This is a genomic window from Streptomyces sporangiiformans (assembly GCF_005768555.2).
Taxonomy (GTDB): Bacteria; Actinomycetota; Actinomycetes; order Streptomycetales; family Streptomycetaceae; genus Streptomyces; species Streptomyces sporangiiformans.
On record NZ_VCHX02000277.1, the window covers coordinates 1 to 11,550 of the forward strand.

General features: G+C 70.7%; 10 protein-coding genes. 2 read left to right on the plus strand and 8 right to left on the minus strand.

What is annotated here, in order from left to right:
• Positions 1-78: 78 nt before the first annotated feature.
• From cobT to FGD71_RS36115, 6 genes are all read right to left on the minus strand, one after another.
• The gene (gene cobT / locus FGD71_RS36090; RefSeq protein WP_119104770.1) at positions 79-3,849 is read right to left on the minus strand and encodes a nicotinate-nucleotide--dimethylbenzimidazole phosphoribosyltransferase; all 3,771 of its coding nucleotides are present in this window, start codon (positions 3,847-3,849) and stop codon (positions 79-81) included.
• Positions 3,850-4,185: 336 nt separating this feature from the next.
• A complete protein-coding gene (cbiE, locus tag FGD71_RS36095; RefSeq protein WP_119104771.1) occupies positions 4,186-5,397 on the minus strand; it encodes a precorrin-6y C5,15-methyltransferase (decarboxylating) subunit CbiE in 1,212 nt (403 codons plus the stop codon).
• A 117-nt stretch (positions 5,398-5,514) separates the two neighbouring features.
• A complete protein-coding gene (locus FGD71_RS36100) occupies positions 5,515-6,153 on the minus strand; it encodes a GNAT family N-acetyltransferase (protein ID WP_119104772.1) in 639 nt (212 codons plus the stop codon).
• Positions 6,154-6,308: 155 nt separating this feature from the next.
• The gene (locus FGD71_RS36105; RefSeq protein WP_119104773.1) at positions 6,309-7,130 is read right to left on the minus strand and encodes a MetQ/NlpA family ABC transporter substrate-binding protein; all 822 of its coding nucleotides are present in this window, start codon (positions 7,128-7,130) and stop codon (positions 6,309-6,311) included.
• A 66-nt stretch (positions 7,131-7,196) separates the two neighbouring features.
• Entirely contained in the window at positions 7,197-7,940 is a 744-nt protein-coding gene (locus tag FGD71_RS36110; protein ID WP_119104774.1) for a methionine ABC transporter permease, read from the minus strand.
• Complete coding sequence (locus FGD71_RS36115; protein WP_119104775.1) at positions 7,937-8,995, minus strand: methionine ABC transporter ATP-binding protein; 1,059 nt, start codon at positions 8,993-8,995, stop codon at positions 7,937-7,939. Before FGD71_RS36115 ends, FGD71_RS36110 begins: the two co-directional genes overlap by 4 nt.
• A gap of 646 nt (positions 8,996-9,641) precedes the next feature.
• Between FGD71_RS36115 and FGD71_RS36125 the strand changes: the two genes are divergently transcribed.
• Together FGD71_RS36125 and FGD71_RS36130 are read left to right on the plus strand one after the other, a co-directional pair.
• A complete protein-coding gene (locus FGD71_RS36125; RefSeq protein WP_119104776.1) occupies positions 9,642-10,001 on the plus strand; it encodes a hypothetical protein in 360 nt (119 codons plus the stop codon).
• A complete protein-coding gene (locus FGD71_RS36130) occupies positions 9,982-10,422 on the plus strand; it encodes a hypothetical protein (RefSeq protein WP_119104777.1) in 441 nt (146 codons plus the stop codon). Before FGD71_RS36125 ends, FGD71_RS36130 begins: the two co-directional genes overlap by 20 nt.
• Positions 10,423-10,449: 27 nt before the next feature.
• On the opposite strand, the gene FGD71_RS36135 is transcribed toward FGD71_RS36130, so the two are convergent.
• Entirely contained in the window at positions 10,450-10,953 is a 504-nt protein-coding gene (locus FGD71_RS36135; RefSeq protein ID WP_119104778.1) for a GNAT family N-acetyltransferase, read from the minus strand.
• A 40-nt stretch (positions 10,954-10,993) separates the two neighbouring features.
• Complete coding sequence (locus FGD71_RS36140) at positions 10,994-11,506, minus strand: RNA polymerase sigma factor (RefSeq protein ID WP_119104779.1); 513 nt, start codon at positions 11,504-11,506, stop codon at positions 10,994-10,996.
• Positions 11,507-11,550 lie beyond the last annotated feature (44 nt).

Consider the following 11,550-nt stretch of genomic DNA (forward strand, 5'->3'; position numbering starts at 1 on the left):
CGTGGTCAAGTGCGGGCCCGTCGTTGGTCTGTGCCCACCCGTTCCGCAGGGCGGAGCGGGTGGGCACAGACCTACTGCTTACTTCTCTGTTACCCCGGCTGAGTCGAACGTTGCCACCTCGTGCATGGCTCGGGCAGCGCTCTGGACCATGGGGAGGGCCAGGAGCGCGCCCGTGCCCTCGCCGAGGCGGAGGTCGAGGTCGACGAGGGGGCGGAGGCCGAGTTTGTTGAGGGCGGCCACGTGGCCCGGTTCGGCGCTGCGGTGGCCCGCGATGCAGGCCGCGAGGACCTCGGGGGCGATGGCGCGGGCGACCAGGGCGGCGGCTCCGGCGCTGACGCCGTCCAGGATGACCGGCGTACGCAGGGACGCGCCGCCGAGCAACAGGCCGACCATCGCTGCGTGTTCGAGGCCGCCGATCGCGGCGAGAACGCCGATGGGGTCGGCCGGGTCCGGCTGGTGGAGTTCGATGGCGCGGCGCACGACCTCCGTCTTGCGGGCCAGCGTCTCGTCGTTGATGCCGGTGCCGCGACCGGTCACCTCGGACGGGTCGGTGTCCGTGAAGACGGAGATCAGGGCGGCGGACGCGGTGGTGTTCGCGATGCCCATCTCGCCCGTGATCAGGGCCTTGTTGCCGGCGGCTACCAGGTCGCGGGCCGTCTCGATGCCCACCTCGATGGCCGACTTGACCTCCTCGCGGGTCAGCGCGGGCCCGGTCGTCATGTCGCCGGTGCCGGCCCGGACCTTGCGCGGCAGCAGGCCGGGGGTGGCGGGCAGGTCGGAGGCGACGCCCACGTCGACGACGCAGACCTCGGAGCCGACCTGGCCGGCGAAGGCGTTGACGACCGCTCCCCCGCCCAGGATGTTGGCCACCATCTGACCGGTGACCTCCTGCGGCCACGGAGTGACGCCCTGGGCGTGCACACCGTGGTCGCCCGCGAAGATCGCGACGGCGGCGGGCTCCGGGATGGGAGGCGGGCACATCCGGGACAGGCCCGACAGCTGTGCGGAGATGATCTCCAGCATGCCGAGGGCGCCCGAGGGCTTCGTCATGCGCTTCTGGCGCTCCCACGCCTCGCCGAGCGCCTTGGCGTCCAGCGGGCGGATGTTGGAGACGGTCTCGGCGAGCAGGTCGTGCGGGTCCTCGCCGGGCAGGGCACGGCGGCCGTACGTCTCCTCGTGGACGACCCACGACAGCGGGCGGCGCTTGGACCAGCCGGCCTGCATCAGCTCGGGCTCGGCCGGAAACTCGTCGACATAGCCGACGCAGAGGTAGGCCACGACCTCCAGGTGCTCGGGCAGGCCGAGGGCGCGGACCATCTCACGCTCGTCGAAGAAGCTGACCCAGCCGACGCCCAGGCCTTCGGCACGGGCGGCGAGCCACAGGTTCTCCACGGCGAGCGCGGAGGAGTAAGGGGCCATCTGCGGCTGCGTGTGGCGGCCCAGGGTGTGACGGCCGCCGCGAGTGGGGTCGGCGGTGACGACGATGTTCACCGGGGTGTCGAGGATGGCCTCGATCTTCAGTTCCTTGAACTGCTTCGCGCGCCCCTTGGGCAGCGACTTCGCGTACGCGTCGCGCTGGCGCATGGCCAGTTCGTGCATCGAGCGCCGCGTGTCGGCGGAGCGGATGACGACGAAGTCCCAGGGCTGGGAGTGGCCGACGGACGGTGCCGTGTGGGCGGCTTCGAGGACGCGGAGCAGCACTTCGTGCGGGATGGGATCGCCGCGGAAGCCGTTGCGGATGTCGCGGCGCTCGCGCATGACGCGCAGTACGGCTTCGCGCTCGGCGTCGTCGTAACCGGGCGCGGCGGGGCCGGTGGACTCACGTGCTTCTGCCACGGCAGCCGTGCTCTCTTCCTGGTCGGCGGCCTGGGGGTCCAGGTCCTCCGCGTGCGGTACGACGTGAGGCTCCGCCTGCTCGACGGGGGTCTCCGGTACGGGAGTTGTCTCGGCCGCGGGGGTCGGTTCGGCCTCCCGGGGGCCGGGCAGCGTGACGACGGGTCCCTGGGGCGCCATGGGCTCCGGCTCGGAGGTCTCCGGGGCTGCCGCGGCGGCGGGTGCGGGTGCGGACTGTGCCGTCTCCTCGGTGGCCGGGGTCGTCTCCGCAGGGGCTTCGGCCTCGGGGTGTTCCGCCTCCGGGAGAGGCGGGACGGTCATGGCGTGCGGAGGCGTCGGAGCCAGGTGCGGGGCGGTCGGAACCGTGCCTTCCACGGGCACGAACTGCCCCATGGACTCGTCCGCATGGGGCTCCGGTGGAGCCGCCGGGGCCGGGGCCTCGCCGCTGGGCGATGCGCTGCTGTGCGGTTCGTTGCCGTGTGCCGCAGTCGCCTCGGCTGCCTGGGCTGCCTCGGACGATGCGGCGGCACCGTCCGGTACGGCTTGCTGCGGCTCGGCGGGGGCGGCGAACTGCGCGGGCTGAGGAGCCTGTGGGGCTTGCTCGGTCTGCGGGGCTTGCTCGGCGACAGCGTGCTGCGCCGTCTCGTGCGCCTCACCCGTCTCGGGCACCGAGGCCTGTGGGGCTTCGGTGAACTGCGCGGCGGCGTCCGGAAGCTGGGGCTCGGTGGGGTACGCGGCCTGCGGGTTGTGCGGGTTGTTCATGGGCTGTTGCGGGACCTGCGCCTGGTGTTCGGCGGCAACGTGCGGAGGCAGGTGTGGCTGCTCGGCCGCCTGCGGGAAGTGCGAGACCGCCGGTGCGGCCTGCAAGTGCGCGCCCTCGGCGACTTGAGGGGTCCGCGGAGCCTGCGCGGGATCCACGGGCTGCGCGGGATCCGTCACCTGCGCGCCGTCCGCGACTTGGGCGGCCTGCGGGACCTCGGCGACCTGAGCGGCCTCCGGAGCCTGCGGGACCTGCGCGGCCTCCGGGTTCTGGGCCGCCTCCAAGTTGTGCGCGGCCTCCGGGTTCTGCGGAACCGACGCGAACTCCTGCGCGGGTTCCGCGGCCTGCGGTGGCTGCGGTGCTTGCGATGCCTGTGCGGGCTCGGCCGCCGGCACTTCACCGGAACCCTGTACCGCGTCAGACCCTGGAGCGGCCCCGGCGACGCCTTGGCCCTCGGCGGCCGGCGCACCCGGAACCTGCCCGAAGCCGGGCGCCTGCGCTGCTGCCCAGGCGCCGCTCTGGGGGGTTTCGCCGCCCCCCACACCATGGGCGGCCTGTGCTGCTGCTCCCACGCTCTCCCCGGCGCTCCGGACGACCGTTTCTGCAGGACTCCCCTCGGAGTTCACCTGTGGCACCGGCTGTGCCACCGAAGGCGCGGCCTGGGCAGCCGCCTGAGCACTCGTCTCAGCGGTCGCCTGATGCTGGGCTCCCCAAGGCGCCGCCCCCTGCAACGCGACCTCGTCGCGCGGAATGTCGAGGTACTCGGGACCGACCGTGGGCGGACCGGACTGCCGTACGGGACCGGAGCCCGCCGACGCTCCCGCCGGGCCGCGGTCGGCCAGCGAACGCACCGGGCTACCGGCGCCGTCCGGCGTCGGCGGGCCGAGGTGCAGCGGACGGCGGGCCACGGGCGGCTGCGGCGCCTGCGAAGACGCGGGCCCGGGCGAAGGTGAAGGCGCCGACGAAGGACCGAGCTCGGACATCCGTACTCCACCGAGGTCGACGGAACCGCTGTCGCGGCCCGCCATCTCGTGCGGGCCGGGTTCGTGCACGGCTTCCACGACGGGGGCCGGAGGCGGCGGAGGTACCTCGTTGCCCCAGGCGCCCTGGGCGCCCGGCAGCAGCAACAGGTCTTCGTCCTCGGCGGGGGTTTCGGAGAGGTAGGCGTACGCACCCGGCGCGTGGGCGCCCGGCTGCTCCACCCTGCCTGCGTTCTCCGGCAGTCCCTCGCCCGGGACCTGGCCGGTGTCGGTCATGCGTACCCCTCGCCCATCGGTTAGTGCTCCTACGACCTGCTCGTCCGGAGCGGCGCACCGACCGCTCGTCATGAAGAACGAGCATGCGTGCCGGGCGGCACGAACGACCGGTCGACAAAACCATTAACAGGCATTGTCGCGGCCGGCCGGCCGCTGCGACAGCATCATCCGCCACGGCCGGCTGTGGACTGCGCCACGTTGCGCGCCCTCCGGTTCCGCCGTACCACACACACCCCAAAGCGGGCGCGTTTTCCGGACATTGACCGACGAAGCGCCGGGCCATCCGAGTGCGGTACAACGGTCGGCCAGCCTACCGCGCGCGGTACGGCCGCAGGATCACCGGTCGCGGTCGGGCAACAGCCCGGTGAGCAGGAACGCGACGCTCCGTTCCTTCTCCGTCCAGGCACGGGTGTCCAGCTCGACGGACTGCAGCAGCGCACATTCGACGTGGTAGCCGTGCTCCGTCAGGTCCCGTCCGATGAGTTCGGCGGCGTCGCGTGTCGCGGCGTGCGTGACGATCCGCTGGGGCCGGCGGTCGGCGACGGCGGAGACCACCGGGGCTCCCCCGCCCCCGACGCGTACGACATCGGGTTCGGCCAGATTCTCCAGGATGTGCGGGGCGGTGCCGCAGACGATCTGGAGTTGCACACCGAAGCGGCGGGCGGAGTCCATCGTGCGGGCGCAGGCGTTCGGGTCGCGGTCGACGGCGATGACTGCGGCGCCATGGCGCGCGGCCTCCGTGGCGAAGGCTCCGCTGCCGGAGCCGATGTCCCACACGAGGTCGCCGACGCGCGGTCCCAGGCGGGCGAGTTGAGCGGCGCGCAGCAACTCGGTCTCGCCCTCGCCGAACCCGCCGCCGTACGCCTCGGCGGGCAGGGCCCAGCCGCGCGGGCCGGCGCCCGGGTCGCGTCCGGCGATCCAGCCGCCGCCCTCCGCGGAGGCGACGGGGCCGCCGATGACGATGACGACATTGGGGTCGCGCCAGGAGTGGTCGGCGGCCTTGTCGGAGGTGACGATCGTGACCTGTTCGCGTTCGGTTCCCAGTTCCTCGCAGATGACGAAGGTGCGGTGCACTCCGTCGAGGAGCAGGCCGAGTTCGGCCGGACCGGCGCCGGGCGAGGTGAGGACGGCGACCTTGGCGTGGGCGCGGCACACGTTCACCGCGCGTCGCAGGGTCCGGCGGTGTGCGACGACCACCTGTGCGTCGTCCCAGGGCATTCCCGCGCGGGCGAAAGCGGCGGCGACGGAGGAGACGGCGGGCACCACCTCGACCTCGAGCCCGAACTCGGGGGCGCGGAGGGTACGTACGACTCCGAAGAAGCCCGGGTCGCCGTCGGCGAGGACGACGGCGGTGCCGCGGTGGGCGGCGATACGGCGGGCGGCGAGTCCCAGGCTGCCGAGCCGGATGCGCTCGGCGGCAGCGGGCACTTCGGGGAGCGCCAGATGGTGGGCCGCGCCGGCCACCAGCGTGGCGGCGGCGAGTGCGGAGCGCGCCGCGTCGGTCAGCGGCGAGCCGTCCCAGCCGATCACCGTGACCCGGTCGGCCATCGTCCTCAGTCTCCTGGAGTCATCGCAGGTCGTCAGATGGGCATGCGGAGCCTCGTGAGCGTACCTGGTGACTTGTGGTGATGCGGGTGGGCGGGGGGCGGCAGCCGCCCTTTCGGTTCAGTTCCAGTCGGAGTAAGAGGTGAAACCCCCGGTGTCGGCGTACTGCTCGCCGACGCCTTCGAGGTCCTCCGGGAGCAGGCTCCAGACGATGTAGTCGGTGCGCACTTCGGCCCAGCCGCCGTCCTCGGTGCGGGAGCGGGCTATACAGGCGCCGCGCAGGACGCCCTCGCTGATACAGCCGATCTTCTGGGCCACCTGCTGGGAGGCGGTGTTGTCCGCCGCCGTGCGCAGCTCCAGGCGCTCGAACTTCTGGTCGCGCAGCAGCCACTGAGCGGTGGTGAGGGCGGCCTCGGACGCGTAGCCCTCGCCGCGGGCCCAGGGGGCGACGATGTACGACATCTCGGTGGAGCGTACATGCCAGTTCGTCTTGCCCAGCTGGATGACGCCGACCAGGCGCTGGGTGAGGAACTCGGTGACAGCGAGGTCGAGCCCCCGGCCCGCGGTGCGCTCGGCGGGCGCGTGCTCGCTGACCCAGGTGCGGGCGGCGTCCTGGGTGAAGGGCTGGGGCACCGATGTCCAGGCCCCGACCAGCTCGTCGTTCATCATCTCGGTGAGAGCGGGGACGTCGTCATCCTCAAGAGGGCGCAGCACCAACCGCTCCGTGCTGAGGGAGATGTCGGGGAAGGTGTTAGTCATGCGCCGCTCCGTAACGTTCAGGGACCGTCGGACCTGCTGAACTGCCCAGCATGCAGCATGGAAGCACCGAACTGCACCACGGGGTCGACTCCTTGTGAGGGAGCGGACCCCGTGGGTGGCTGTCGGGACGTCGGCCCCAGGCCCGGATCGTCCTCTCAGAACGACGCGACGACGGAGCCGGCGTACTTGTCCTCGATGAACTTCTTGACCTCGTCGGAGGTGAGGAGCTTGGCGAGCTTCTTCACGCGCGCGTCCTTCTCCTCTCCCTCCTTCACGGCCAGGAAGTTGCCGTACGGGTTGTTCTTGGGGGACTCCAGGACGACGGCGTCCTTCGCGGGCTTGAGGTCGGACTCGATGGCGTAGTTGCCGTTGATCACCGCGGCGTCGACGTCACCCAGGGAGCGCGGGGTCTGGGCTGCCTCCAGCTCCTTGAACTTCAGGTTCTTGGGGTTCTTCGCGATGTCCTTGGGGGTCGCGTCGTTGCCCGCGCCGTCCTTGAGCGTGATGATCCCGTTGTCGTCGAGGAGCTTCAGCGCCCGCGCCTCGTTGACCGTGTCGTTCGGGACGGCGACGGTCGCGCCGCTCTTGAGGGCGCCGGCCTTCTTGACCTCGCGGGAGTAGAGACCGAGCGGCTCCAGATGCACCGTGACGACCGGCTTGATGTGGGTGCCGTTCTTCTTGTTGAAGTCGTCGAGGTACGGCTGGTTCTGGAAGTAGTTGGCCTGTACCGACCCGTCCTCGGTCGCCGTGTTCGGCGTGACGTAGTCCGTGAACTCCTGGACCTCCAGGTCGAGGCCCGCCTTCTTCGCCAGGTGGTCCTTGACGTAGGTGAGGATCTCGGCGTGCGGGGTGGGGCTCGCGGCGACGACCAGCGGGCCGTCCGAGCCGGAGGCCTTGTCCGCGCCGCAGCCGGTGAGCCCGAGGGTGAGGGCTCCGGCAGCGAGTACGGCGGTGGTGATCTTGGCGGTGTTACGCACGAAAAGTGCCTTTCCTTATGGGTGGTGCTGCCCCGCTTCGGGTAGTGCGGGGAGAACGAGGAGGCCTCAGCGGGTCTTCGTCGCCTCGGTGGTGACCGTGCCGGAGAAGATCCCGCGAAGGGGCCTGAGGAGGAGCGGCCGGCCGGAGCGACCGCCGCGCCGGTGCAATGTGCGGGCGGCGTGGTCGCCGGCGAACTGGATGACGGAGATGACCACGGCGAGGATCGCCACGGTGATCCACATCAGTCCGGTCTCGAAGCGCTGGTAGCCGTACCGGATGGCGATGTCGCCGAGGCCACCGGCACCGACGGTGCCGGCCATCGCGGAGTAGCCGATGAGCGCAACGACGGTGGTGGTCGTGGACGAGATCAGCGAGGGCAGGGACTCCGGTACGAGGACCTTGCGGACGACGGTCCAGGTGTTGCCGCCCATCGACTGCACGGCCTCGACGAGCCCGTGGTCCACTTCGCGGACAGCCGTCTCGACGAGGCGTGCGAAGAACGGAATCGCGCCGATCGCGAGCGGCACGATCGCCGCCTCGCGCCCGATCGTCGTCCCTGTCATCCAGCGCGTGAAGTTCATCAGCGCGACCATCAGGATGATGAAGGGCAGCGAGCGGCCGACGTTCACGATCTGCCCGATGACCTTGTTCAGCACGGTGTTCTGCAGCAGGCCGCCCCGGTCCGTGAGGACGAGCAGGATGCCCAGCGGGAGGCCGCCGACGACGGCGATGAGCGTGGACCAGCCGACCATGTAGAGCGTGTCCCAACACGCCTGCTCCAGCAGCGGCTGCATCTCGGACCAGGTCACTTGGCACCTTCCTTCACCAGTACGGGCTGCTGTGCTTCGGGATCCGTCCCGACGAGGTCGATCTGCAGTCCCTGCTCGCGCAGGAAGCCGATCGGTACGACGTTCTCCTCGTAGCGACCGGGCAGTTCGATGCGCATACGGCCGACCTGCTTGCCGGCGACGGTGTCCATCGCGGCACCGATGATCGATATGTCGATGTTGTAGGTGCGCGAGAGCTGCGAGATGACGGGCCGGGTCGCGGCCTCGCCATGGAAGGTGACGTCGATGACGGTGCGGTCGTCCGCGGAGGCGTCCCCGCTCACCGGGAAGAGTGCCGAGGCCAGCTCGGAGCCGGGGGTGGCGAGCAGTTCACTGACCGTGCCGGACTCGACGATCTTCCCGTTCTCCATGAGGGCGGCCGAATCGCAGACGCTCTTGACGACGTCCATCTCGTGGGTAATGAGCAGGACGGTCAGGCCCAACTGCCGGTTCAGGTCGCGAAGGAGCTGAAGGATGGAGCGGGTGGTCTCGGGGTCGAGGGCGCTGGTCGCCTCGTCCGAGAGCAGCACCTTCGGGTCGCCGGCCAGGGCGCGGGCGATGCCGACGCGCTGCTTCTGGCCGCCGGAGAGCTGGGCCGGGTAGGACTTGGCCTTGTCGGAGAGACCCACGAGGTCGAGCAGTTCGAGGGCCTTGCGGGCCCGCTCCTTCCCCGACTTCCCGAGGATTTCGAGCGGCAGCTCCACGTTGTCCTGGACAGTGCGCGAGGACAGCAGGTTGAAGTGCTGGAAGACCATGCCGATGCGACTGCGGGCCTTCCGCAGTTCCTTGCCGGCGCGCGGGCCGCGGCCGACGAGGGCCGTGAGGTCCTGGCCGGCGACGGTCACGGTGCCGGAGGTGGGTCGCTCCAGAAGATTGACGCAGCGGATGAGTGAGGACTTGCCGGCGCCGGACTGGCCGATGACGCCGAACACCTCGCCTTCGCGGACGTGCAGGTCGACGCCGTCCAGGGCGGTGACCTCGCGGTCGCGCGCATGATGAGCCCGATAGATCTTCGTCAGGCCTGTGGTCGTGATCACTGGGTTTCCGTCACTGTCGAGTGCAGGGCGTGGGTGTGCGCCGGGCACGGTGCATTCGGTGGGAACGCGGCACGGTTCTCGCGGTGGCGATGAAAGCCGGGGGTCAGCCGGGGATTTCAGATGAACTGCGTGCGCGGGGCATGCTCAGTCGCGTGCCGAGGTGGCGTACCAAGGCAGAGGGGCAGACATGAGCGGTCTCGCTTCGGGGCGCGAAACTCCGGGTGGTGCGGGCCCTCTAGAAGGCGCACATTCGACACATACAACGAGCACCGGGCGTCAGGGTCGCCTCGGTCGCAACAGTGCGGCAGCTCGTCGTGGTCATGAGGAAAGTAAAACAGACGTACGAGCCGGAGCCCGAACCTCTGTCCGCATGCCGGACAGCGGTGGACACGCGTCAGCCGCGGGTGGAGATCTCCCCTCCTGAGGCCATGACCAGCGCCGATACGGCTCAGAAGCGATCGACCACGACATCCGCTTCGAGCTCGGCGGCCTGGCGGGTTGTGGTCAATGCCACGGTGATCACTCCGGCCCTCGCGGCGGGGAGGCCGTGCTGCGCGACGTGAGCGAGGTGGACCCAACCCTGCGGGGCAGCGGGCTCCCCAGGGGCGAGCGCATCGGGTCTTTTGGCCCGTAATAGGGTCACGGCATGCTTGATGCCCTGACGGTGGCGACCGCCGTCGCCGCCCTGGTGCTCGCCGCGTGGTGCGGCTGGGCCGCCTACCGTGACCAGCCGACCAAGGACTGGCACTTCATCGGTATGGCCGTGGTGTCACTTCTCGCCCTCGTCCAGCTCGTGGTCGGGATCGTCCAGCTGGCGCGCGGCGAGAAGCCGGAGCAGGGCACGACCATCTTCGTGGCGTACCTGATCGGCTCCTTCGCCTGTATTCCGGCGGCGGGCTTCATGTCGCTCGCGGAACGCACCCGTTGGGGCTCGGTGACGGTCGCGGCCGGCGGTGTCGTGCTCGCAGTCCTCGAGGTGCGGCTCTATGACATCTGGGGAGGCTGAGGTGACCGGGGTCTCGGAGAGCGGCAAGCGTCAGAAGCTGATCAGCGGCCCCGGCACGCTCCTGGTGTGGCTGTACGGGGTGATGGTGGTCGGCGCGGTCTCGCGCTCGATCTTCCAGATCTCCACGGACTTCGACCGGGCCCCGCTGGCCTACTCGCTGTCCGCCGTGGCCGGCGTGGTGTACGGCTTCATCACGTACTCGCTCGTCCGTGGCGGTGAGACGGCCCGCAGGGCGGCGCTGGTGTGCTGCGCCGCCGAGCTCTTGGGCGTACTCGGCGTCGGTACCTGGACGCTCGTGGAACCGTCGGCCTTCGCCGACTCCACCGTCTGGTCCGACTACGGCATGGAGTACCTGTTCATCCCGGTACTGCTGCCGGTGACAGCGATCTTCTGGCTACGCGGGGCCCGCGACCCGGAGTAGGGCGGCGAACCGGGCCCCGCGGAGCGCTCACGCACTGGCGACGAACGCGCCCGCGTGCGCGCCCTTCGCGAGGGTCACCAGAGTGAGCCGCTCGTCGACGCGCTGCCGGGACACGGGCTCGTACCCGTGCCTGCGGTACAGCTGCAGGTTGTGCTCGCTGCGATGACCCGTGAAGAGCTGGAAGCTCTTGGCGGCGCTGCCCTCGGAGAGCTTCGCCTCGATGGCGTCGAGCAGTCGGCCCCCCAGACCATGACGCTGCATGCGCGGATGGACGATCAGTTTGTTGATACGTGCCGTGCCATCGGCGTCCACGGCGCCGCGCACCGAGGCCACCACCTCGTCGCCGAGCTTGGCCACCAGAACCGTGCCTCCCGCGAGCTCCGCCTTGAGGGAGGCGAGCGACTGGGTGAGGGGTTCGATGCTGTAGTCGCCGTACAGCTCGGCCTCGCTCTGGTAGCAGAGGAACTGCAGTTTGAGGATCTGTTCGGCGTCCTGCTCGGTCGCCGCAGAGATGGTCACGCTCATGCCCATGTGTGCATGCCTCCCGCTCACCTGCTCCGCCGGTTGTCCCTCACTCCTTTCCCCGTGGGTCCGGAGCCGCAACCTCTGCCGCGAGCATTCTGCGCAGACATCCCAGACATCGGGAACGTTCCGGTCCCAGGCTGCCCTGTGACATACCCAACTCACCGGCGATTTCCCGATACGTGAGGTCCTGCGGGGACAGCAGCGCCGCCACGAGGCGCGGGCAGCGGCCCGGCAGCCGGCGTACGGCGGAGTGCAGCGCGCGGCGCCGGGCGGCGGCGAGCGCGAGCTGTTCCGGACCTGGTCCGCTGTCGTCGGCCGGTTCCGAGCCGTACGGCAGCTCGATACTCGCGGTGCGCCGGGTGCGGCGGGCCTCGGCGCGGACGGCGCAGCGCAGCCAGGATGCCGGGTCGTTGGGCGGGCCTTCCGCCTCGAAGCGTTCGAGGAGCCGCAGCCAGACGGCCTGTTCCAGGTCGCCCGGCTCGGCCCCGGACGCATACGCCTCGGCGGAGGCCTCGGCCGCGAGCAGCGGGCGCAGCGCGGCAACCATGTTGTGCGGCATATCGGGCACGACGCGGCCGCCCCGGCAAGGGTTGCCGGGGCGGC

Excerpts from the sequence above, each read along its gene's own strand:
- cobT (WP_119104770.1), bottom strand. The coding sequence starts at position 3,849 with ATGACCGACACCGGCCAGGTCCCGGGCGAGGGACTGCCGGAGAACGCA.
- cbiE (WP_119104771.1), bottom strand. The coding sequence starts at position 5,397 with ATGGCCGACCGGGTCACGGTGATCGGCTGGGACGGCTCGCCGCTGACC.
- FGD71_RS36100 (WP_119104772.1), bottom strand. The coding sequence starts at position 6,153 with ATGACTAACACCTTCCCCGACATCTCCCTCAGCACGGAGCGGTTGGTG.
- FGD71_RS36125 (WP_119104776.1), top strand. The coding sequence starts at position 9,642 with ATGCTTGATGCCCTGACGGTGGCGACCGCCGTCGCCGCCCTGGTGCTC.
- FGD71_RS36130 (WP_119104777.1), top strand. The coding sequence starts at position 9,982 with ATGACATCTGGGGAGGCTGAGGTGACCGGGGTCTCGGAGAGCGGCAAG.
- FGD71_RS36135 (WP_119104778.1), bottom strand. The coding sequence starts at position 10,953 with ATGGGCATGAGCGTGACCATCTCTGCGGCGACCGAGCAGGACGCCGAA.
- FGD71_RS36140 (WP_119104779.1), bottom strand. The coding sequence starts at position 11,506 with ATGCCGCACAACATGGTTGCCGCGCTGCGCCCGCTGCTCGCGGCCGAG.